This is a genomic window from Oceanicaulis sp. UBA2681, from assembly GCF_002354675.1.
In the GTDB taxonomy this organism is placed as follows: domain Bacteria; phylum Pseudomonadota; class Alphaproteobacteria; order Caulobacterales; family Maricaulaceae; genus Oceanicaulis; species Oceanicaulis alexandrii.
The window spans coordinates 156,303-176,781 of record NZ_DEMB01000010.1 but is presented as its reverse complement, the minus strand read 5'-3'; the positions used below and the strand labels follow the sequence as shown (position 1 = coordinate 176,781).

The following is a 20,479-nucleotide window of genomic DNA, read 5'->3' as shown; positions in this document are numbered from 1 at the left end:
CGTCAGTCCGCCCAGAAGGGTTTGCGCTTTTCGAGGAAGGCGGCGAGGCCTTCTCGGCCCTCTTCGCTGACCCGGCGATCGGCGATCTGATGGGCGGTCTTGCGCAGAAGATCGTCGTTGATCTCGTGACCGGCGACCATGTCCACCAGGTCCTTGGCGTCGCGCACCGCGCCCGGCGCGGTCTGGAAGGCCAGCTTGCCCAGGTATTCCATCATGTCGTCAAGCTCGTCCGCGCTTTCGACCACATACTGGGCGAGGCCCATCTTGTGGGCGTATTCGCCGTCAAAGCCTTCGCCGGTCGCAAAAAGGGCGCGCGCATAGCGCGGACCGATGGCGCGCACCACAAACGGAGAGATCGTGGCGGGCGTCAGCCCCAGGCGCACTTCGGAGAAGCGGATCTTGGCGTCTTTCACCGCCACGGCCACATCACACGCCGCCATCAGGCCGGCGCCGCCGCCCATGGCCGCGCCCTGCACCAGGGCGATGGTGGTTTGGGGCAGGTCGTAGAGGCGCTTGAGCATCCGCGCGAGGTTCAGCGCATCGGCCTGATTGTCGTCATGGGTCCAGTCGGCCGCGGCCTTCATCCATTCCAGATCCGCTCCGGCGGAAAAGCTCTTGCCCGCGCCGCGCAGGAACACCACGCGCACTTCATCGGTGTTGGCGCGCAAGGTTTCAAAGATGTCGGACAGGCGGGCGATGATGTCAGCGTTGAACGCATTGTGCTTGTCAGGACGGTTCAGCGTCACGATAGCCGCGCCGCCGGGGGTCACATCGAGCAGAACTTCATTTTCAGCAGCCATCAGACATCGCCTTTTTGTTATCGCCGGTGGAGTTCCCTGATTACAGCGCCGCGCGGTCTGGGCCAAGCCGTCAGCTCTGCGTCCAAATGACGACAGCCCGCCGCCGGGTCCGGCGACGGGCTGTTTTGACCGCAGAAAGCGGACGCGTTAGCGCGGCATTACGATGGACTTGATGATGAACAGCACCGTCAGGCCGACCAGATAGGCCGCGCCCAGAAAGGCGATGTACTGCCAGTACAGCATGTCCGTCACGGGCGGGATCGAGAAGGCGGCCCCGTCGCGCACCATGGGCAGCACCACATCAACGATCACATGCACGATCGCCGCCATCACCGTGAAGATCAGGATTGCAGCGTATTCCTGCATCAGCAGGGCCATCACCAGCCCGATCACCCCCATTTGAACGCCCAGGAAGATCCAGTTGATGGATCCGCCGTCGCCATGAATGGAGTATTGCAGGCCGGCCATCAGCCAGGCCCAGACAGGCTCGATATAAGCCCAGATTTGATCGATAAATTCCATAGTCATCCCCTCGCCAGCCAGCCTGATACAGGCCGTCACTGAGTGAAGCGTGCCAAGAAGTTAACAAAAATCAAGCAAAACTCTTGTTGCAGCGCCCAAAAAGCGACACTGCAGACAAGAATCCTCAGGTTTTTTCAGCACACAGGGTTAACGCTTGAAGAGCAGACGTTTGATGATCGCAAAGATTGAAATGACCACCAGATACCCCACCAGCACGACGGCGGCGTAGCGCCAGTACGTGCCTTCCAGGATCGGCGGCAGACGCAAGGCCGCTCCGTTGGCGATCACCGGGATCAGAACATCCACCGCCAGATGGATCACCGTGGCCGCCAGAACGATGACAGGCAAGCGCTTGAGATCAGGCAACACAAACGCCGCGATCAGAGCGATCAGCAGCCCCTGCACCGCGTTAATTTCGTTAAAGCCAGCGCGCATGAACGCCAGCACGTCGTTTAGAATGTCCATGATTGTCCCCCAGACCGAATAGAGCTTCAGGACGCCAGTCTGCCCAGATTGCGCACGGCTTTGAGCATGCGCTCTCGCCTTTGGGGGCTGGACTCGACCAGACCGAAGACGCTGTGACGGACGGGTCCGAATCCCGAGATCTTGAACATGCCGGATTCCAGCCCCTTTAGCGAGTGAGCGCCGAATAAAAGCTTATAGGCCGCTCCGGGCATGCCCATGGTCACGATCAGGCGCGCGGACTTGCCTTTCATCTTCTGGGTCGGCCAGCCGGCGCCTTCCTTGTTCTGATCGAGAAAGAAGCCGCCGCGAGCAAGATGCTCCAGCACCGTGCGCGACTTGGCCGGCAGGCCGCCCAGCCAGAGCGGGAAGATCATCGTCACATGATCCGCGTCGCCCATCGCATCCCGCAGAGGATTGAGCATCAGGTCGGGCGGGGTCAGGAAATCCTCCGCCCGGTCGAGCGCCGGCAACTCCAGCTCGCCCAGATTGAAGCGTGAAACCCGGCACCCCGTTTCCAGCGCCGCCTCTTCATAGGCGTCTGTCAGCGCCGAACAGAAGCGCTCCGGCGACGGATCGGGGTGGGCGTTGAGAAGGCAGACTTTGCGGATCATGGCTCTCTCCTCTGTTAAGGAGAGAATACCGCCATTCATTCCGCTCTTGCATGCGACACAGAGCCCGAGTCTGAGCGCTTAACTCGCGGCGATCTCCACCCAGACCTCGTTGCGCCGGAACGGCCCCGGAATCCAGGGCGGATCATATGACGCGTAGGTCGGCGCACTGAGCGGCTCAAGGCCGCGCTCTTGCAGATACGCGTCCAGCGCCTCGCGCCCCCTTTGGGCGCGGGCGTCGTTCATCATGCCGGAAAACTGATAGACCGCCATGCGCCGCGCCGGTTGTTCGCGCAGGGTGACGTCATCATTCATGGGTTCGGGAAGCGTCTGCATGGTCCATTCAGACGGCATGATGAAAGCCACTGTCCAGCGCCCCTCAGCGTCGGCTTCCGTGGTCACCGGCGCCGTCATGGCGATCTCCTGCCCCGAACGGGTGGAGGTGACCGGCGCGGTCATCGCGATCTCTTCGCGCGGCTGGTTATCGCCAAAGATATACCCGGCCAACGGACGAAACCCGCGGCCGCTCGCCTGGCGGCGATCGCCGTCGACCACCACTTCAGCAATGATCTGGGGCGCATAATCACGGATCTCTATGGGGCCGTCGCGCTCCACCAGCGTATAGGCGGGTTCTTCAGCGGCCATGGCCGAGCCGGTAGCCAGAGCTGAGACCAGCCCGATCAGGCAAGCGAAGAGACGCATGGTTGAGTTCCTTGTGTGTCATAGAACTCTATACGCGACGCCGCCCGCGACGGATCAGCGCCTACATCCGGAAGACGCCGAATTTCGTGTCCTCGACCGGGGCGTTGAGCGCGGCGGACAGGGCCAGGCTAACCACGCGGCGGGTGTCCTGGGGTTCGATCACGCCGTCATCCCAGATGCGGGCGGTGGAGTAATAGGGCGAGCCCTCTTCCTCGTACTTCTCACGGATCGGCTGCTTGAAGCTTTCCTCGGCCTCGGCGCTCCACTCTTCCCCACGCAGCTCCATGCCGTCGCGCTTGACGGTGGCGAGCACGCTGGCGGCCTGTTCGCCGCCCATGACGGAAATGCGGGCGTTGGGCCACATGAACAGGAAGCGCGGGCCGAAGGCGCGGCCACACATGCCGTAATTGCCGGCGCCGTACGAGCCGCCGATCACCACGGTGATCTTGGGCACCTTGGCGGTGGACACAGCCGTGACGAGCTTTGCGCCGTCCTTGGCGATGCCGCCCGCCTCGTATTTCGAGCCCACCATGAAGCCGGTGATGTTCTGCAGGAACAGCAGCGGGATCTTGCGCTGGCAGCACAGCTCGATGAAGTGCGCGCCTTTCAAGGCGCTTTCGGAGAACAGCACGCCATTGTTGGCGATAATGCCCACCGGCATGCCGTGAAGGCGCGCAAAGCCGGTGACGAGGGTCTCGCCATAGAGCTTCTTGAACTCGTCAAATTCAGAGCCGTCCACCAGACGCGCGATCACTTCGCGCACATCAAAGGGCTGACGGGTGTCCGCCGGGATCACCCCGCCCAGCTGTTTGGGGTCCAGACGCGGGTCGCGCGGCTCTTCCAGGAACATCTGTTTGGGTTTGACGGTGTTGAGTCCGGCAACGATGCGGCGCGCAATCTGCAGCGCATGGTCATCATCGGCCGCGTAATGGTCCACCACGCCGCTTTCGCGCGCATGCACGTCCGCGCCGCCAAGATCTTCCGCCGAGATCACCTCGCCGGTCGCGGCTTTCACCAGCGGCGGACCGCCCAGGAAGATCGTGCCCTGTTTGCGCACGATGACGCTCTCATCCGACATGGCCGGCACATAAGCGCCGCCTGCGGTGCAGCTGCCCATGACGACCGCGATCTGGGGGATGCCTTCAGAGGACAGATTGGCCTGGTTGAAAAAGATGCGGCCGAAATGCTCCTTGTCGGGGAACACCTCCGCCTGGTGAGGCAGGTTCGCGCCGCCGCTATCCACCAGATAGATGCACGGCAGGCGATTCTCGCGCGCGATCTCCTGCGCGCGAAGGTGCTTCTTCACCGTCATCGGATAGTAAGTGCCGCCCTTCACCGTGGCGTCATTGCAGACGATCACGCATTCACGGCCCGACACCCGGCCAATGCCGGTGATCATGCCGGCGCCGTGGACATCGCCCTCATACATTCCGTTCGCGGCCAGCGCGCTCAGCTCCAGGAAGGGCGAGCCCGGATCGAGCAGACGTTGCACCCGATCGCGGGACAACAGCTTGCCGCGCTTGAGATGCTTTTCGCGCGCTCGCTCATTGCCGCCCTTGGCGGCTTCGGCGGTCTTCTCCCGCAGCTCGGCGACCAGCGCGTCCATGGCCTGTGAGTTGGCCTTGAAGCTGTCTGAGGACGTGTCGAGCTGGGTGTGAAGTTCGGTCATGGCGCGATTTTTCCGTCTGGTGAAACAAGACTGACGCGCTGCTTAGCGCGCCGCGCCCCCCTCGCGCAACGCTTTGCATCCGATCGGGCGTCCACTTGCATCATCCAGACATTAGAAGACTAGAAACTCTGGAAGGTTGTCATGCTTGCTACGCTTTCACTCGCTTTTTCCCTCCTCTCCTCCCCGGTTCAGACCGAATGGATTGAAACTGACGCCGCGCCCATCGAGGTGATGGTTCTGGGCAGTTATCACTTCACCGGCGGCGGTCAGGACCTGCACAACGCCCAGGTCGACGACCATCTGGCGCCTGAGCGCCAGGCCGAGATCGAGCAGGTGATCGAGGCGCTCGCCGGATTCGCGCCGACCAAGGTGATGGTCGAGCTCACCCCTGACTACGAAGACTCGTTCAACGCCGAGTATCAGGCCTATCTGGCGGGCGAGCACGCTCTGACGGTCAATGAGCGCCAGCAACTGGGCATGCGTCTGGCCGCTCGACTGGGCCATGAGCGCCTGTACGCCATTGATCGGGCGTCCGGTATGGATTTCGAGGGCATGATGACGGCGGCTGATGAGGCGGGCCAGACCCGGCTGCTGGGCGAATTCGGCAATTTCAACGCCGCCATGCCCGACGTGATGGCGCATATGGAGAGCGGCTCGGTCGCCGCGCGCTTGCGGGCGTCCAATGGTCCCTTCGTCCATGACTCCCACGGGCTTTACCTGACGCTCGCGCAGATGGGCTCGGCGGACGCTCCCATCGGAGTTCAGGAAATGGGCACCTGGTGGACGCGCAATCTGGCGATCTTCGCCAACGCCGCCCGTCACGCCGAACCCGGCGATCGCCTCCTTCTGATCTACGGCGCTGGTCACAAGCACCTTCTGGAACAATTCTTTGAAGATGCGCCCGGTTTCCGGGTGGTCGACCCGCTCGACACGCTGCCGCAATAAGCAGGCGCGCGCAGCCGCAACGCTTGTTCACGCCTTAAGGGCTCGGCATGGTGTCTCCACGGAGGAGATGCCATGACCGAGTATACCAGTTTCAAAGTCACACAGGACGGGCCGATCGCCCGCATCACCCTGAACCGGGCGGACAAGCGCAACACCATGACGCCCGCCTTCTGGGCGGAACTGCCCCATGCTGTGGGCACCCTGTCTGATGCCGGCGAAACCCGCGTGCTGATCCTGGACGCGGAAGGCCCGGTCTTCACCGCCGGCATGGATATCTCGGTCTTCACCGATCCCAATGCGCTGAAAACCGACTCAGCCTCGATGCGCGAAGCCTTCATGACCGCTGCGACGGCGCTGCAAGACAGCTTCACCGCGTTTGAAAAAGCCCGCTTTCCGGTGATCGCCGCCATTCAGGGCCCGTGCGTGGGCGGCGGCGTCGACATGATTTGCGCAGCGGACATGCGCTATGGAACCCAGGACGCCTGGATGCGGATTGAAGAGACCAATATCGGCATGTTCGCCGATGTGGGCACGCTGCAACGCCTGCCGGGCCTGATCCCCGAAGGCGTGGCGCGGGAGCTGGCCTATACCGGTGAAACCCTGAGCGCTGAGCGTGCAGAAAAGCTGGGGCTGTACAACGAAGTCCTTGAAAGCCCTGAAGCGCTGAAGGCCCATGTGGACGCAGTGGCTGAAAAAATCGCCAGCAAGGCGCCGCTGACCATCTCCGGCGTCAAACGCTCCTTCCTCTATGCGCGCGATCACACCGTGGCTGACAGCCTCGAGCACGCCATGACGCTTCAGGCCTCGCTCTGGTGTCCTGAAGACATCATGGAGGCGATCACCGCCCGTGGTGAAAAGCGCGAGGGTCAGTTCCAGGCTTTGACGCCGGTCAGGCGGATGGGGCAGTCTTAACCCTGGGAGGGCTTGAAAGAAGGATCACGGACCATGGCTTTGGGACTGCGCTTTCTTCCATTTTTCAACCGCGTTGAAAAAGCCGCGCTGTCCGCTGTGGAGGCGGAGGTGGAATGGTTCTGCCTGCCCGCCGGCCAGACCCTGTTTGAAGAGGGCGAGGTCGCGGATTCCTTCTATCTGGTCCGCTCCGGCGCCCTCGCCGCCTTTCGCACCGGCGCCGACGCCCGTCCCGAACTGGTCGGGCATATCCGGGCGGGCGAGCCGATTGGCGAGATGGCGCTGGTCGAGGACCGCCCCCATTCCGCCAGCGTCTACGCCCTGCGCGATTCAGAGCTGGTGCGCCTGCCCAAGGCCGCTTTTGACAAGCTGACCAACAAGCATGCCTCGCTGATGCGCGAACTGAGCAAGATGATGCTGTCGCGCATCCGGACGGGGGAGTCCTATCGCCGGTCCGAGCCGCGAGTCTTCGCGCTGATTTCCACCTCGCCGACGATTGATCTCGAGTATCGCAGCGATCTTCTGAAAACCGCGCTCAAGGAGATGGGCGTATCCGCGGTCGCTTGCGGACTTGAGTGCGCGGACTGGCCCGGTCCCAAACTCGATGTTCTTGAGGCCGAGTATGACATCGTCATCCTTCAGGCCCGACTGGGAGATTCCAACTGGGCCCGCCGCGCCATGGCGCGGGCGGACCGGATCTGGATGATGGCGCGCGCCGATGCACGTCCGTCCATCCCCTTGATGCCTGAAGACCCCTCGCCCGCCGCCAAGCTCAAGCTGATCGACGTGGTGATGGTCCACAATGAAGGCGTGCGCAAAGCCGCTGCGCCGTCCGAGTGGATCGACGCCGCGGACGCCGCCCGGTGTTTCCACTGGCGTCAGCACAACGCCAGCGATGTCCGCCATATGGCGCGCACCATGGCGGGGAAATCGGTGGGACTGGTTCTGTCGGGCGGCGGCTCGCGCGCCTACGCCCATGTGGGCGCGATCCGGGCCTTCAAGGAAGCCGGTGTGGAGTTTGATTTCTTTGGCGGCGCCTCCATGGGCGGCATCATCGCGGCGGGCGCAGCGATGGGCTGGGACAATGAAGAGCTGGAGGACCGGATGCGGCGCGCCTTTGTCGCGTCAAATCCGTTGAGCGACTGGGTGATGCCCGTGGTCAGCCTGACCCGTGGCAAGCGCGTGGACCGTCGTCTGAAAGAGCATTTCGGCGATGTGGATATCGCTGAGTTGCCGCGCCCGTTCTTTTGCGTGTCCTCAAACCTGTCGACTGGCGCGACCCGCATTCACCGGTCCGGCTCGCTGTCGCGCGCGTTACGGGCTTCCATCGCGATCCCGGGCCTGTTGCCGCCCATCGTTGACGGCGACGATGTGCTGGTGGACGGCGCGGTGTTCAACAATTTCCCGATCCAGGAGCTCAAGGCCTATCACCGGGGCGTCAATGTGGGCTCTGACGTCACCCGCAATAACGCCATCAACGCCGACGATTTCCGCGATCCGCCCAATTTCGCCGGCTGGGTGGCGCGCCATGGACTGTCAGATCCGCCGCCCATCGCGTCTCTGCTGATGCGCGCGGCGACCGCCGGCACGCTGGAGCAGCACGCCCTCACCCGGCGCGCGGCGGATATTCTGGTCCTGCCCGAGCTAAATCTCGACATGCGTGACTGGAAGCGGTTCGATGAGGCGGTGGAGGCCGGATATAACAGCGCCAAGCAGATGCTCGAGCAAATGCCATCGGCCTTGGCGAGCCGCTTCATCTAGACCTCAGCTGACGAACAACGGCGCCGGAATGAAACTTCCGCCCTTCCTTGCGCGTTCCTGATGCTGACGCCCCCCGGACACGCAAACAAGGAGCGCACGATGATCGAGCGGACCCAAGCCCATGGCGCAGACATTCCCAAGCTGGGTTTCGGCACCTGGCAGCTGAAAGACGAGGACGCCACACGCGCTGTCGCCCATGCGCTCAAGACCGGTTACCGGCATATCGACACCGCCCAGATTTATGACAATGAGACGGAAGTCGGCGCCGGGCTTCATCAATCCGGCGTGGCGCGCGAGGATATCTTCCTGACCACCAAGGTCTGGCGCGACCATTTCAAGGACGGCGACCTTCAGGCTTCGGTTCGGGACAGCCTCAACAGGCTCAAGACCGATTATGTGGACCTGCTGCTCCTGCACTGGCCCGTGCCGGAAGTCCCGCTGATCGAGACCATGCAGGCGATGAACGCGGTTGTGGACTCAGGTCAGGTTAAGCACATCGGCGTGTCGAACTTCACCGTGGACCTGATGGATGAAGCGCGCGCGCATTCCAAGGCGCCGCTTGCGGTCAATCAGGTGGAATATCATCCCTTCCTCGACCAGAGCGCCGTGCTCAACGCCTGCCGCAGCGCAGGCATGGCGATGACCGCCTATTCCCCGATCGGGCAAGGCAAGGTGTTTGAGGATGACGTGATCAAGCAGATCGCCAGCAAACACGGCGTCTCGCCCGCCCAGATCGCCTTGCGCTGGCTGGTGGACCAGGACAGCGTCGTCGCCATACCGCGCAGCTCCAGCGAGGCGCATATCGAGTCCAATTTCAAGATCTCTGAGATCAAGCTGAGCGAAGAGGATACGGGGCGCATCGACGCCTTGCGCAGCCCGAAAGGCCGTCTGATCGATCCTGACTGGGCCCCGGACTGGGACAAGTAAGATCAAGAAAAACCCCGCGCCCATCGCGCGGGGTTTTTTGTGTCTAGCGTGACAGCTCTTGAAGCTGGCTTTCCAGCTCCAAAGCGCGGCGCGCCGTGAAGCCGCTGAAGCACGAATTATGAACCACGCCCCTCATGGTGCCGCCTTCATAGGCCAGCCCACGCTGTTCACACTCGGCGTCCCGGTATTGCAACCAAAGCCGTTGCGCCGCCAGCAAGGCGTCTCTCCGCGTCGTCATCTCACGTTCCAGCATCATCTCGCGCATCCGGGAGTACGCCGCATTCAGGCGCTGATCCCACAGCTCATTCTCACGACGCTCGCATTCCATCATGCCATAGGTCGTATACCCGCCCGGATCTTCTTGACAGGCGTTCGAGACCGCGCCGATGCAGCTTTCTGCGAACTCCGCCTGCGCCAGGCAGGCGTTCAGACGCGCCTCATCGGAATGGGCGTCCGCCGGAGGGGATTTCTGCACGCTGAAGGCCAGCGTCAGGGCGAGAAGTTCAGACAACATGGCGGATCCCATTCTCTCACGAAGATTGTCGGCTGCTTGCTTCCGCAAGCCCTAACCTTATGAGACCCTAGGATGATTGGCCGCTTCTTGGCGACCAGAAAGACTCTCGAGCACTGCAGGCTCGCTCATTGACCCACACAAGAAAAAGCCCGCGCCGAGGCGCGGGCTTTAAAGTCAGGGGAGCGTCGTGTTGTTCGACAGGCAAACAACGGCTCAGCCCTTAATAGGTTTCAAATTTTGTTTAACAATCATTCTCAAACGCCCTCATTGCCCATACGTGAGAAATCAAAAATCGTAGTTACCAACAATTAAGATAAGGTCATCCTCATCTATATAAACTCTCACCTCATCACGACCGGCATTAAATGAAACAAAGTGCTTTATATCCAAAGGAAAACCGTAATTATTTACGACATGCCGTAAATAATCAAAATCAATCAAGCCGCCGGGAGATATATTTTCAACTATGCTTTCAATTCCACTAGAAATTTCACTATTCGCCGAAGAAATATCAATCGACAATCTATTTTCGTCTATAGAATATCTCAGGCCTTTAGATTTATTATTTATATTTTTTATATGATTTGAATTCTCTAAACTCTCAACACGCCGCATCAAATCGAATACAATCTGATCCTCCGGATCGTCAGATCGAACAATGTCCCGCATAGCCTTAGCATGGGTTACGGGGTTGGAAACTTCGTATCCCTCTTTTTCTACTTCCAGCAAAGAACGGTGCAAACTTTTTCTCGCTTGTTCTTGGCTCTCCCAATCCATTAGATCGAAAAATATTGTTCGTGCGCCAACGTTGTCAAAGGGAAGCGCAGTTCCTTTTGACGCCATATGAATGGTAGGGAGCCCCACGTAGTGACGAATACCCAACTCATAAAGCACGTTTGGATTTAAAAAGGACAAATCTACAATGCAAACAACGCTATCAACTACAGATGTGATTATGTGGTCCGTAATTATACCGGGCTTGTCTACTTGATCAGCCCTTATGGGTTGATACCCCAGCCTTGCAACTACAGGCTTTACAATGGCATTGAAAAATAAATCGGCATGCTTTCGCTCATCAGTTCCAGCCCCTCCGATAGGGGATATTACAAACAGAGACTTCTCTTTTTCTATTTTACCCTCATCCAAATGAGCACTGGCATCAATTTCGGTCATAACGGTCACCACACTCACAAAGAAGCTAAATTAAGCGAAATAAAAAGGCCCGCAGTAATCTATGCGGGCCTTTTTATCAGATCAATTGCCGGACCACCTATCGGGTTGCATTAAACAACTCGCGGCCGATCAGCATGCGGCGCACTTCGCTGGTGCCCGCGCCGATCTCATAGAGCTTGGCGTCGCGCAGCAGGCGGCCCGTCGGGTATTCGTTGATATAGCCGTTGCCGCCCAGAATCTGGATGGCGTCGAGCGCGCACTGGGTCGCCGCTTCCGCGGCGAACAGGATGGCGCCCGCTGCGTCCTGACGGGTGGTCTTCTTGGCGTCGCACGCCTGGGCCACCGCATAGACATAGGCGCGGCTGGCGTTCATGCGCGTGTACATGTCCGCGATTTTGCCCTGGATCAGCTGAAACTCGCCGATGGGCTGGCCGAACTGTTTGCGCTCGTGAACATAGGGCATGACCACGTCGAGACAGGCCTGCATGATGCCCACAGGGCCCGCCGCCAGCACCGAGCGCTCATAATCGAGCCCGCTCATCAGAACGCGCACGCCGCCGCCGATCTGGCCCAGCACGTTCTCTTCAGGGACTTCGCAGTCTTCAAACACCAGCTCTCCGGTTTCAGAGCCGCGCATGCCCAGCTTGTCGAGCTTCTGGGCGACAGAGAAGCCCTTCATGTCCTTCTCGATCAGGAAGGCGGTGATGCCCTTGGAGCCCGCTTCGGGATCGGTCTTGGCGTACACCACGAGGGTATCCGCGCTCGGACCATTGGTGATCCACATCTTGTTGCCGTTCAGGACGTAGTGATCGCCCTTTTTCACGGCTTTCAGACGCATGGAGACCACGTCAGAGCCCGCGCCGGGTTCAGACATGGCCAGCGCGCCCACATGCTCGCCGGAGATCAGCTTGGGCAGGTATTTCTGCTTTTGCGCCTCAGACCCGTTCAGCCGGATCTGGTTGACGCACAGATTGGAGTGCGCGCCATAGCTGAGACCCACAGACGCGCTGGCCCGGGAGATCTCCTCCATGACGATGCAGTGCTCGGTATAGCCCAAGCCCGAGCCGCCATACTCTTCCTCGACGGTCAGGCCCAGCAGGCCCAGTTCACCCATCTTGGTCCAGAGGTCGGAGGGAAATTCGTCCTTGGCGTCGATTTCAGCGGCGCGCGGAGCGATATGATCGGACGCGAACGACTGCACGGTATCGCGCAGCATGTCCGCGGTGTCGCCCAGAGGGAACTCGAGCGAAGGATACTGGTTCGAAATCATAGACCGCGAGATACCACGCGCGGGCGGCGCGTCAAGTTCGCACAAATCTCGCCAGTTCAGGCGCGTTGCGCTACTTTTCGTTGCGGCGACCGATAATGAACCAGGCCGAAGCCGCGCTCAGCAGCACGCCGGCGCCGAACACGATCGGCCCCAACGGCGAGTAAGACAGGCCCAATTCCATGTACGCGTCCATGTTCGCGGCGATATCCCAGCCGCCCAGCCCCACCATGGCGCCGCCCACAGCCAGCGAGGAGATGAACATCACATCCCCGCCCTTGGACTGCGTCGGCTCGGCTTCCAGCGCCGCAGGCGCTTCCGTACCCGCCACAACCGTCGGATCGAGCTCTTCGCTGTCTTCATGAAGGTCGTGATGGGGGTCTTCGTCACCCTTGTCAGGGTGATCTGGGCCTTCGACATCGCCGGACAGACCCGCCGCAGACGCAGGCGCGAGCGCAGGATGCGGCGGTGCAGAGAAGACCTGGGCGTCGTTCGTCGCCTCATGTGAGCTTGTCAGCGCTTCGGGCGAAGACTCTTCATCAGTGGGCGCTTCAACCGAAATCACATCATCTGAATCCGACAATTGCGCAGCGGCCTGAACACTTTGCGCATCCTCGCCGGCTTCAGCGTCTTCCGCGTCAGAGCCCTGCGGGAGCGCTTCAGGCGCAATCGCGGTCACTTTGATGGAAGAGACCTGCAAGGCGCCATGATACGGCCCCATCGGCACGGCGGGGCTGCTGAACAGGCTGCGCGGTTTTGACGGCGCGCCTTGTTGTGGCGTCTCGGGGTGAGCAGGCTGAGGCGCGATACGGGGCGCGGACTGCGCGGCGAGCTCCACATGTGCTGTCGACAGGAAGCTGTAGCCCAGCTTGACGGAGGCGTCAGACTCCGTTGCCTCAGCCGCCGGTGGCGCAATGCTGGCGGAAACCTGCTGGGCCATGCGCGCCATGACAGCGGCGATGGAGGCGTCTTGCGCCTGTTTCACCGCATCCAGATCAGGCTGAGCGTCATCAACCTCAGGCGCGTCCATTGTCTCAGGCGCGTCTGGCGCAGCATCAATCTGCTCGGATTCTTCAGCAAGTTCGCTGAGCGCCTGAGTTTCAACAGGTTCGGCGTCTGACGCCTCCGCCTCAACCATCTCAGGCTCAACCGTCTCGGATTCAGCGTCCAGCTCGTCTGCTTGCGCGTCGTTTTCCGGCGCATCAGAGTCAGGCTCTACAAGGCTCTCAATCGCCGCTTCCTCGTCCGGCGTTTCAAAAGCAATATCGAGCTCAACCCATCCAGACGAGGCATCCTGCTCTTCAGGCTCAGGCCCGGATTCGGCTTCCGCTTCGGCAAGAGGCTCGGCTTCAGGCTCGGGCTGATCATCCGCCAGCTGAGACGGCGCAGGTTCAGCAACCGGCGCTTCAGCAGGCGTATCGGTCGAGTGTTCTGAGTCCGCACCGGATGCAGGCTCGGGCTCAGGCTCGGGCTCAGGTTCAGAAGCCACAGACGGCGCATCCACATGCGCCGCGCTGTCTTCCAGCCCGGACAGATAGAGCGCCTTTTCAGCGGCGCGGCGGGTGACCAGACGATCGGATACGACCAGCCGGCCATCCTGATCCGCGCGCACCCAGGTCTCGATGGCGGCTGCGGCGTCACGATGGCGACCGGCTCGCGCCAGACGCGCGACGTCTGACACCTTGAACGCCCGCAAGCCCACCGAGAGGGCGAAGGACACCAGCGCATCGCGCATCGGCGCCGCCATCTCTGCGCCAACGCTGGCGTCGATGGTCTGTTCGGCGCGCATCACGTCGTAGATCAGCAGAAGGTCGGCGTCTTCGGGCTTCAGCGTGACGCCTTCCTTCGCGGAAGCCGTATGGCCGTAACCGACCGTCCAGCGTTTACCACGCCGTTCAGCCTCCGCCAGGAAGGGCTCATGAGCCTTGATCAGGTCGCGCGCGGCGCGGGTCGATTTCAAACGCGGTGTCATCGCTGTCCCGTTTCGAAACGGTTGGATCTTCAGTCAAGAAGCGCGATGCAAACTCAGGACCGTCAGCGCTCTGAGGCTGAGAAAATGTCCACCGCGTCCAGAGCGGTAAAGGGCGCAAAGAAGCCTGCGCCTGATCCGCCGCCAATTAACCAGATCGCGCCGTTAACGCTGACCACCCCTGCCTCCGTACGGGCGGCGGGCATGTCAGACAGGCTGTTCCAGCTCTCGGAACCGGCGCTGAGCGTGATGTGGCTGGCCAGAGTTCGGCGCATGTCTGCGCTGCGTCCGCCAAAAACATGAAGATCGCCGCCCAGCGCGGCCGCGGCATGGCCGGCCCGCGGTTCAGGCAAATCCGGGCCACGGCGCCAGGTTTGAGACAGTGTATGGTAAACATCCACGCGCGATGTCGCCTGCCCGTTGCGGGCGCCGCCGATCAGCCAGATTTCATCATCGAGCACGACCGCCGCCGCGCCCCGACGATTGATCTCGTCAGGCGCTTCCGCAGCGTTCCAGCTCTGCGCCTCGGGATCATAAACAAACAGGCCCGGCGCGCCGTCCTCGCCGCCCAGAGCGTACAGTTGATCATTTACAGCAACCAGCGACAGGCTGGCCTTGGCGCCGGGCAGCGCCGTCTCTGCGCTCCATGCATCGGTCTCGGGGTCATAAGACCAGACCTGATCAATCGGCTCTGCGCCGGCTTCGGACGAATAGCCGCCCGCCACGTAGATCTTGCCGTGCAGAACCGCCATGCCGAAACGCTCCAGGCCCACAGGCAGGGGCTTGAGCACGCGCCAGACGCCGCTTTCAGGGTCATAGACTTCCAGGGCGTCACGCGGGTTTGCGAGGCCGGCGCCGCCAGCGGCGTAAATCCGACCGTCCAGCACCGTGGCGGACAATCCAGCCCGAGCCTGATCCAGACGCGGTCCGATCGCCCACGGGCCTGACAGGCGCAACCCGCTGTCAAAGGACGGCGCTTGCCCCCCCGCATCCTGAGCGGCCAAAGGTGATGCGCCCGCAAGTGCGATTACAAGCGCCAGAGCGGCATGTTTCATGGCGAAGGCCTCCCTCAGGATCGTCATCTGACAAACGTCGGATCAGATTAAAGCAGAACAAGGGCGCCCAGGCCCAAAAACACGACAAATCCCACCACATCGGTCACGGTCGTCACAAAAACCGAGGACGCGACAGCCGGGTCGGCGCCAAAATGCTTGAGCCCCAAGGGCACCAGCACCCCGGCCAGGCCCGCGATGGCGAGGTTGATCACCATGGCGACCGCGATCACCCAGCCCAGATCTGGTTCCTGGAACCACACGGCGGCGATGATCCCCATGATCACAGCGAAAATGACGCCGTTCACAACGCCTGCCGCCGCTTCACGCCAGACGAATCGGAGCGAGTTCGCCCCGGTCAGATCGCGCGTCGCGAGCGCGCGCACAGCGACCGCCAGAGATTGCGTGCCGGCGTTTCCGCCCATGGAGGCGACGATCGGCATCAGCACCGCCAGCGCCACAAGCTGGGCGATGGCCTGATCAAACAGCGCGATCACCAGCGAGGCGAGCACCGCCGTACCCAGATTGACCAGCAGCCAGGGCGCGCGAGACTTCACCGATTCCCAGACCGTATCGGCCAGACCGGCTTCATTCACCCCGGCCAGCGCCAGAAGGTCTTCCTTGTTCTCTTCCTGGATGACGTCGACCATGTCGTCGACCGTCAGCATGCCTTTCAAGCGCCCCGAATCATCAACCACGGGCGCCGAGATCAAATGGTATTTCTCAAACAGATAGGCCGCGTCTTCCTGATCATCCTCTGGGCGGATCGTGATCTTGGCCGTTTCCATCAGTTCAGACAGCGGCGTATGGCGTTGCGAGCGCATCAGACGGCTGACAGGCACCGCGCCGATGGGACGGAAGCCTTCATCCACAATGAAGACCTCGAAGAAGAGGTCCGGCAGTTCCTCGCCTGCAAGCCGCATATGGTCGATGGTGTGCCCCACCGTCCAGAATGACGGCGCCGCGACGAACTCGCGCTGCATGAGGCGACCGGCGGTCTCCTCTTCAAAAGCGAGCGAGGCTTCAAGATGTTCGCGGTCTTCGGCGGATACGGCGGCCAGAACCGCTTGGCGCACCTCCGGCTCGAGCTCCTCGACGACCATGGTCTTGTCATCGGAATCAAGACCATCCAGCGCGTCGACGATCTGCTGGGTCTCCAGCAGGTCAAACAGACCCGCGCGCGTATCGTAGCCGATCTCCGCCAGCACTTCGCCGGTCAGCAGCGACGCGTCGAGTTCAGCCAGCAGACGCTGCTGATCCCAGCTGAGCTGCTCGATCAGGTCCGCAATGTCCGCCGGGTGAAGGGGCGCGAGCAATTGCCGGATCAGGGTCGGATCGCGATCCGCGATCGCGCCGATCAATTCGACAAGCACCCCTTCAGGCAAATCCATACCGGTCGTCACATCGTCACGGTGCAGCTCTTCAACCGGTTGCGTCATGGCGTCTCGCGTTTTTCTGGAATGGGGGGCAGTGCGTAAGACACGATAGTCGCGGGCGCCGATGAAATCGAGATGGCGCGTGCTGTTGTCGCGAAAAAACAAAAAAGCCTGACGCGTCAGCGTCAGGCTTGTCTGTCAGCGCTTGCAGAAAGCGCGAAAGATGGTGCGGCCGAGAAGACTCGAACTTCCACGGGTTTTACCCCACAGCGACCTCAACGCTGCGCGTCTACCAATTCCGCCACGGCCGCGAATTCGGGAAGCGGGCGTGTACCAAGCCCGGCCCCTCTTGTGAAGCCCTTATGTGAGGTGCTTATGCAGCGAAATAGTCGTGAACGTCTGCTGCGTCAGTGATTGAAACCGCCACCCGGTCGCCCTGAATGATGATTTCACCGCGTGCGATCGGATGGTTATTGGCCAGAATCCACACTTCGTCATGCTCGGCGGCGTCCAGGGGAATCACCGCGCCCCGGCCCATGCGCAGGAATTGGTGAATCGGCAGCTTGGACCGGCCCAACAGCACGGAGATTTCGACCTGAACGGCGCCTAATTGGCTCATGAAACGTGCATCACTGTTGCTCTGTGGCGCATAACCCTTGTCATGCGCGTTCAGCCTCACGATGTTCCGCTACGGTTTCTCGACAGTTAAAGGCCTGCAAGATCATGACAGACGCGACCATCGGCTGGGCGGTCTCTCAGACCCGCATCCCCTACCCCGACGCCGTGGCCGCCATGGAGGCTCGCGCCGAAGCGATCGCCAGGGGCGAAGCGGGCGAACTGATCTGGCTGCTCGAACACGACCCGCTTTACACCGCCGGCACCAGCGCCAAGCCTGAAGACCTGCAAGACCCTGAGCGCTTCCCGGTCCACAAGACCGGGCGCGGCGGCGAATACACCTATCACGGTCCCGGCCAGCGCGTGGCCTATGTCATGCTGGATCTCAGGACGCGCGGCCGGGACGCGCGCAAATTCGTCCGCGATCTGGAACAGTGGATCATCGGCACGCTCGACAGCTTCAACGTCACCGGCGAGCGCCGCTGCGGGCGTGTGGGCGTGTGGGTGGACCGCACCCAGCCCGGCGGGCCGGAACGCGAAGACAAGATCGCCGCCATCGGCATACGTTTGCGCCGCTGGGTGTCGTTTCACGGCATCGCGCTGAATGTGGAGCCGGATCTGTCGCACTTTGGCGGCATCACGCCCTGCGGCATCTCTGATCCGCGCTACGGGGTCACGAGCCTTGTGGATCTGGGACTGCCCGTGACGATGGAGGACGCCGACCTGGCGCTCAAGCGCGCTTTTGAAGACGTGTTCGGCGCCGTCCATCGCGAAGACCCGCCGGTCTAGAGCGGACGAATCTCAGCTGAGAAACAGCCATGCTTGGCGTTATGGGCGTGGATATAGGCGACGTCCGGACGGTCGAGCGCGGTCTTGATCGTCTCAACGCCGGCCGCTTCATCAAGAAACATGTCGGCGCCGACCAGCTGGCCGTCCGCATCAAAGAACCGCAAGGCGATGGGACGCCCGCTCATCACAGGCGGCAAGGCGTTCTCAAACTGCGCCGCGGCGTGCGCGTGCTCTCGCACATAGATCGCAAAAGCGTGACGATACGGCGTTGAAACCGCGTGACTTTCATAGTTCAGCAGCAAGACGGTTTCCCCCACAGGCGCGTCTTCCAACGTGATGCGGCAGGGATATCCGGGCTTGGCGTCAACTGTTTTGCGTTGCACCCCACGTTCAGCCAGAGCGGCAGCGGAGAGGTCAATTAGCGGCTTGAAGAGATCAGGGTTCAACCCGGTGATCTGAAATGCCATGTCTATGCTCCTGTGATCAGAAGCCTAGCGATAGCGTCAGACCGTCATCGGCGCATTCCGATCCTTGCTCAGCCTGACATCTCAGCGCGGTTTGCTGCGCGCGGTCCAGTACCCCACCGCCGCCAGCACCAGCCAGAAGCCCCACATAGACGGCCAGGCGCCCGCATGCAGGATCGTCATGGCGAACTCCGGGTCCGAGGTCAGCCGCTCCTGGTAGGCTTGCTGGATCGCGGGGTCATAGGCCGCCGCCTGCACCGCAGCCGGATCGTCCATGTTCACGCCCTGGCTTTCAAGAAAGGCGACGAATTCCGGATAGGCGCGCATCGCCATGCCGAACAGGCCGGTGATGATCTTGACCACGGTCGCGCCAGCCAGCGCCGCCAGGGCCAGCGCCGTAGGTTTGCCAAGCGCGCGATAGCGGTTGATGAACACCGTGCCGGCGAAAAAGGCGATGACCAGCCAGGACAGAACGCCCGCAGCCGGAGAAAAGCTGATGCGCAAGGCGTCCAGCGCCGCAATCACCCCCAGTCCGATCCAGAATTCGTCCTCGGTGGAGCGAAAGACCGGCATAAAGGCCGTCTTCAGATCAAAACTGGGTTGGGTCACGCCGGCTCCTCACAAAATAAACGCGCGCCCCGGTATGAAACGGAGCGCGCGTCCATGGCAAGCCCGCCCTGCGTCGCAGGGCGATCAAGTTCAGGTCTTCTGATCCGGATCTTCGGCCGGCGCTTCGGCAGGAGTCTCGGCTGGCGCTTGAGCGGGCGCTTGCGTTGCCGGGTCCATCGCAGCCGCAGCGCCTTCAACGCCAGGAGGCGGGCCATAGCGGTTTTCTTCCGGATCGGACTTGAGAATAGCGTTGGCGCCAAACACCACGACCAGTCCAACAACCAGCGATGAAATCGCATTGGGCAAGGCCAGCGCTTCTGCGAGCTGCGCCTGAGCCTGCATCATCTGCGAGAAACCGGTGACATCCTCCATGGCCTGCATCATGTCGCCGGCGAACATCATGGTGATGATCTGGCTGGCAATCATGCTGATGATGAACCAGACCAACACGATCAGCAGCAGGAACCAGCCGCTTTTGCCACTGTCATGCAAGCGTTTGCGCCACAGCACGACCCACGGATAAATCATCGCCAACCCAACCAGCGTCTGCACGCCGATCAGCGCGCCATTGCCGGTCAGCGGCACCAGGGCCAGCACGAAACCGATCCCCAACAGCACCAGAGCGCCAGTCTGGAACTGGCTGGGATTGATGCGCCCGTTCGGCGCAAAAAGAACACTCATCAAACTCATGGGTCGCCCTCCGTCACTTCCCCTGTCGTCCAGCCGCAATGGCTAGCCGACCTTCATATCAGTCTTTGGTTTCGTCCGGATTCGCCTCGGTCGGCGCAGCCGCCGGCTCAACCGGAGCCGCAGTCGCATCGATCACCGGGGCCGGACCATAGGCGTTGGCGCCTGCATCGCTTTTGAGCACCCCCACCCAGATCGTGTAGGCGATCCAGACCAAGGTGCTGAGCAGGAAAAAGACGCTGGCCAAGCCGCCGCCGGCGACCAGCGCGCCGACATTGACGTCGCCCTCGCCGGCCAATGCTGCGATGAAAACGCCGCCCAACATGACGGAGCCAATCACCCCAAGGACAATCGAGACAGCCCATGGCACGGCATGCAGCCAGGCGCTGTTGCCGGCATCATGCAGACGTTTGCCATAGACCGCGACGCCAACCCAGAGCAGCGCCAACCAGATCAGCGTGCCCAGAAACGGGATCCAGGTGAGCAGCAAATTGCCGCCGAAAATGATCGCCACGCCAATCCAGAAATCTTTCTGGCCGATTCGACCGTTCGGATTGAACAGCAGATTTCCAATATCCATGATGTCCCCAGGCTTTGAAGTAGAAATGCACGTGACCAGCGTTCGTGTTTCGGCGACGCGCGTCAAGAGAAACCGG

22 protein-coding genes and 1 tRNA gene are annotated in these 20,479 nt (G+C 61.5%); 5 read left to right on the top strand and 18 right to left on the bottom strand.

The window, feature by feature from the left end:
• Positions 1–2 precede the first annotated feature (2 nt).
• From B3M53_RS07570 to B3M53_RS07545, 6 genes are all read right to left on the bottom strand, one after another.
• Complete coding sequence (locus B3M53_RS07570; RefSeq protein ID WP_022702055.1) at positions 3–800, bottom strand: enoyl-CoA hydratase-related protein; 798 nt, start codon at positions 798–800, stop codon at positions 3–5.
• Positions 801–947: 147 nt separating this feature from the next.
• On the bottom strand, positions 948–1,322 hold the full coding sequence (locus B3M53_RS07565; RefSeq protein ID WP_022702054.1) for a hypothetical protein: 375 nt from the start codon (positions 1,320–1,322) through the stop codon (positions 948–950).
• A 147-nt stretch (positions 1,323–1,469) separates the two neighbouring features.
• On the bottom strand, positions 1,470–1,787 hold the full coding sequence (locus tag B3M53_RS07560) for a hypothetical protein (protein ID WP_273020448.1): 318 nt from the start codon (positions 1,785–1,787) through the stop codon (positions 1,470–1,472).
• A gap of 26 nt (positions 1,788–1,813) precedes the next feature.
• Positions 1,814–2,398 (bottom strand): NAD(P)H-dependent oxidoreductase, encoded by a 585-nt coding sequence (locus tag B3M53_RS07555; RefSeq protein WP_273020447.1) that lies wholly within the window; start codon positions 2,396–2,398, stop codon positions 1,814–1,816.
• Between the two features lie 78 nt (positions 2,399–2,476).
• Positions 2,477–3,097: an SOUL family heme-binding protein gene (locus B3M53_RS07550; protein ID WP_273020445.1), complete on the bottom strand. Its 621-nt coding sequence runs from the start codon at positions 3,095–3,097 to the stop codon at positions 2,477–2,479.
• A gap of 61 nt (positions 3,098–3,158) precedes the next feature.
• A complete protein-coding gene (locus B3M53_RS07545) occupies positions 3,159–4,766 on the bottom strand; it encodes a carboxyl transferase domain-containing protein (protein WP_160091853.1) in 1,608 nt (535 codons plus the stop codon).
• Positions 4,767–4,907: 141 nt separating this feature from the next.
• Here B3M53_RS07545 and B3M53_RS07540 point away from each other — a divergent pair, with 141 nt between their 5' ends.
• The 4 genes from B3M53_RS07540 to B3M53_RS07525 all read left to right on the top strand — a co-directional run bounded on the left by B3M53_RS07540 (position 4,908) and on the right by B3M53_RS07525 (position 9,308).
• Positions 4,908–5,711 (top strand): DUF5694 domain-containing protein, encoded by an 804-nt coding sequence (locus B3M53_RS07540; RefSeq protein WP_286800030.1) that lies wholly within the window; start codon positions 4,908–4,910, stop codon positions 5,709–5,711.
• Positions 5,712–5,783: 72 nt separating this feature from the next.
• On the top strand, positions 5,784–6,623 hold the full coding sequence (locus B3M53_RS07535; RefSeq protein ID WP_273020210.1) for an enoyl-CoA hydratase-related protein: 840 nt from the start codon (positions 5,784–5,786) through the stop codon (positions 6,621–6,623).
• 33 nt (positions 6,624–6,656) lie between these two features.
• The gene (locus tag B3M53_RS07530; protein ID WP_273020209.1) at positions 6,657–8,381 is read left to right on the top strand and encodes a patatin-like phospholipase family protein; all 1,725 of its coding nucleotides are present in this window, start codon (positions 6,657–6,659) and stop codon (positions 8,379–8,381) included.
• A 99-nt stretch (positions 8,382–8,480) separates the two neighbouring features.
• Positions 8,481–9,308 (top strand): aldo/keto reductase, encoded by an 828-nt coding sequence (locus tag B3M53_RS07525; RefSeq protein WP_273020208.1) that lies wholly within the window; start codon positions 8,481–8,483, stop codon positions 9,306–9,308.
• 43 nt (positions 9,309–9,351) lie between these two features.
• Here B3M53_RS07525 and B3M53_RS07520 read toward each other — a convergent pair whose 3' ends face one another.
• The 8 genes from B3M53_RS07520 to B3M53_RS07485 form a co-directional block, all read right to left on the bottom strand.
• On the bottom strand, positions 9,352–9,822 hold the full coding sequence (locus B3M53_RS07520) for a lysozyme inhibitor LprI family protein (protein WP_273020207.1): 471 nt from the start codon (positions 9,820–9,822) through the stop codon (positions 9,352–9,354).
• A 285-nt stretch (positions 9,823–10,107) separates the two neighbouring features.
• Positions 10,108–10,995: a hypothetical protein gene (locus B3M53_RS07515; RefSeq protein WP_273020206.1), complete on the bottom strand. Its 888-nt coding sequence runs from the start codon at positions 10,993–10,995 to the stop codon at positions 10,108–10,110.
• Positions 10,996–11,092: 97 nt separating this feature from the next.
• Positions 11,093–12,265 carry an isovaleryl-CoA dehydrogenase gene (locus B3M53_RS07510; protein ID WP_349678826.1) on the bottom strand — a complete coding sequence of 391 codons (1,173 nt, stop codon included), beginning with the start codon at positions 12,263–12,265 and terminating at the stop codon, positions 11,093–11,095.
• A gap of 70 nt (positions 12,266–12,335) precedes the next feature.
• Positions 12,336–14,222, bottom strand: a complete 1,887-nt coding sequence (locus B3M53_RS07505; protein WP_273020204.1) for a lysozyme — start codon at positions 14,220–14,222, stop codon at positions 12,336–12,338.
• A gap of 74 nt (positions 14,223–14,296) precedes the next feature.
• Positions 14,297–15,286, bottom strand: a complete 990-nt coding sequence (locus B3M53_RS07500) for a Kelch repeat-containing protein (RefSeq protein ID WP_273020203.1) — start codon at positions 15,284–15,286, stop codon at positions 14,297–14,299.
• Between the two features lie 47 nt (positions 15,287–15,333).
• The gene (gene mgtE / locus B3M53_RS07495) at positions 15,334–16,722 is read right to left on the bottom strand and encodes a magnesium transporter (RefSeq protein ID WP_160091859.1); all 1,389 of its coding nucleotides are present in this window, start codon (positions 16,720–16,722) and stop codon (positions 15,334–15,336) included.
• A gap of 161 nt (positions 16,723–16,883) precedes the next feature.
• Positions 16,884–16,970 (bottom strand) — tRNA-Leu (locus B3M53_RS07490).
• A gap of 62 nt (positions 16,971–17,032) precedes the next feature.
• A complete protein-coding gene (locus B3M53_RS07485) occupies positions 17,033–17,278 on the bottom strand; it encodes a FliM/FliN family flagellar motor switch protein (RefSeq protein ID WP_028284815.1) in 246 nt (81 codons plus the stop codon).
• Between the two features lie 104 nt (positions 17,279–17,382).
• Between B3M53_RS07485 and lipB the strand changes: the two genes are divergently transcribed.
• Positions 17,383–18,063 carry a lipoyl(octanoyl) transferase LipB gene (gene lipB, locus B3M53_RS07480; RefSeq protein WP_273020202.1) on the top strand — a complete coding sequence of 227 codons (681 nt, stop codon included), beginning with the start codon at positions 17,383–17,385 and terminating at the stop codon, positions 18,061–18,063.
• On the opposite strand, the gene B3M53_RS07475 is transcribed toward lipB, so the two are convergent.
• The 4 genes from B3M53_RS07475 to B3M53_RS07460 form a co-directional block, all read right to left on the bottom strand.
• Positions 18,060–18,530, bottom strand: a complete 471-nt coding sequence (locus tag B3M53_RS07475) for a DUF1203 domain-containing protein (RefSeq protein ID WP_273020201.1) — start codon at positions 18,528–18,530, stop codon at positions 18,060–18,062. The genes lipB and B3M53_RS07475 overlap by 4 nt on opposite strands.
• 81 nt (positions 18,531–18,611) lie before the next feature.
• Positions 18,612–19,136, bottom strand: coding sequence for a hypothetical protein (locus B3M53_RS07470; protein ID WP_273020200.1), 525 nt, complete (start codon positions 19,134–19,136; stop codon positions 18,612–18,614).
• A gap of 90 nt (positions 19,137–19,226) precedes the next feature.
• The gene (locus B3M53_RS07465; RefSeq protein ID WP_286800027.1) at positions 19,227–19,865 is read right to left on the bottom strand and encodes a DUF805 domain-containing protein; all 639 of its coding nucleotides are present in this window, start codon (positions 19,863–19,865) and stop codon (positions 19,227–19,229) included.
• 19 nt (positions 19,866–19,884) lie between these two features.
• On the bottom strand, positions 19,885–20,469 hold the full coding sequence (locus B3M53_RS07460; RefSeq protein WP_286800026.1) for a DUF805 domain-containing protein: 585 nt from the start codon (positions 20,467–20,469) through the stop codon (positions 19,885–19,887).
• Positions 20,470–20,479: the final 10 nt, after the last annotated feature.

Bases quoted from the DNA above. Each gene is read 5' to 3' on its own strand.
- B3M53_RS07560 (WP_273020448.1), bottom strand. From the start codon at position 1,787: ATGGACATTCTAAACGACGTGCTGGCGTTCATGCGCGCTGGCTTTAAC.
- B3M53_RS07515 (WP_273020206.1), bottom strand. From the start codon at position 10,995: ATGACCGAAATTGATGCCAGTGCTCATTTGGATGAGGGTAAAATAGAA.
- B3M53_RS07565 (WP_022702054.1), bottom strand. From the start codon at position 1,322: ATGGAATTTATCGATCAAATCTGGGCTTATATCGAGCCTGTCTGGGCC.
- B3M53_RS07475 (WP_273020201.1), bottom strand. From the start codon at position 18,530: ATGGCATTTCAGATCACCGGGTTGAACCCTGATCTCTTCAAGCCGCTA.
- B3M53_RS07570 (WP_022702055.1), bottom strand. From the start codon at position 800: ATGGCTGCTGAAAATGAAGTTCTGCTCGATGTGACCCCCGGCGGCGCG.
- B3M53_RS07520 (WP_273020207.1), bottom strand. From the start codon at position 9,822: ATGTTGTCTGAACTTCTCGCCCTGACGCTGGCCTTCAGCGTGCAGAAA.
- B3M53_RS07485 (WP_028284815.1), bottom strand. From the start codon at position 17,278: ATGAGCCAATTAGGCGCCGTTCAGGTCGAAATCTCCGTGCTGTTGGGC.
- B3M53_RS07510 (WP_349678826.1), bottom strand. From the start codon at position 12,265: ATGATTTCGAACCAGTATCCTTCGCTCGAGTTCCCTCTGGGCGACACC.
- B3M53_RS07545 (WP_160091853.1), bottom strand. From the start codon at position 4,766: ATGACCGAACTTCACACCCAGCTCGACACGTCCTCAGACAGCTTCAAG.
- B3M53_RS07540 (WP_286800030.1), top strand. From the start codon at position 4,908: ATGCTTGCTACGCTTTCACTCGCTTTTTCCCTCCTCTCCTCCCCGGTT.
- B3M53_RS07500 (WP_273020203.1), bottom strand. From the start codon at position 15,286: ATGAAACATGCCGCTCTGGCGCTTGTAATCGCACTTGCGGGCGCATCA.
- B3M53_RS07535 (WP_273020210.1), top strand. From the start codon at position 5,784: ATGACCGAGTATACCAGTTTCAAAGTCACACAGGACGGGCCGATCGCC.
- B3M53_RS07555 (WP_273020447.1), bottom strand. From the start codon at position 2,398: ATGATCCGCAAAGTCTGCCTTCTCAACGCCCACCCCGATCCGTCGCCG.
- B3M53_RS07525 (WP_273020208.1), top strand. From the start codon at position 8,481: ATGATCGAGCGGACCCAAGCCCATGGCGCAGACATTCCCAAGCTGGGT.
- mgtE (WP_160091859.1), bottom strand. From the start codon at position 16,722: ATGACGCAACCGGTTGAAGAGCTGCACCGTGACGATGTGACGACCGGT.
- B3M53_RS07530 (WP_273020209.1), top strand. From the start codon at position 6,657: ATGGCTTTGGGACTGCGCTTTCTTCCATTTTTCAACCGCGTTGAAAAA.
- lipB (WP_273020202.1), top strand. From the start codon at position 17,383: ATGACAGACGCGACCATCGGCTGGGCGGTCTCTCAGACCCGCATCCCC.
- B3M53_RS07550 (WP_273020445.1), bottom strand. From the start codon at position 3,097: ATGCGTCTCTTCGCTTGCCTGATCGGGCTGGTCTCAGCTCTGGCTACC.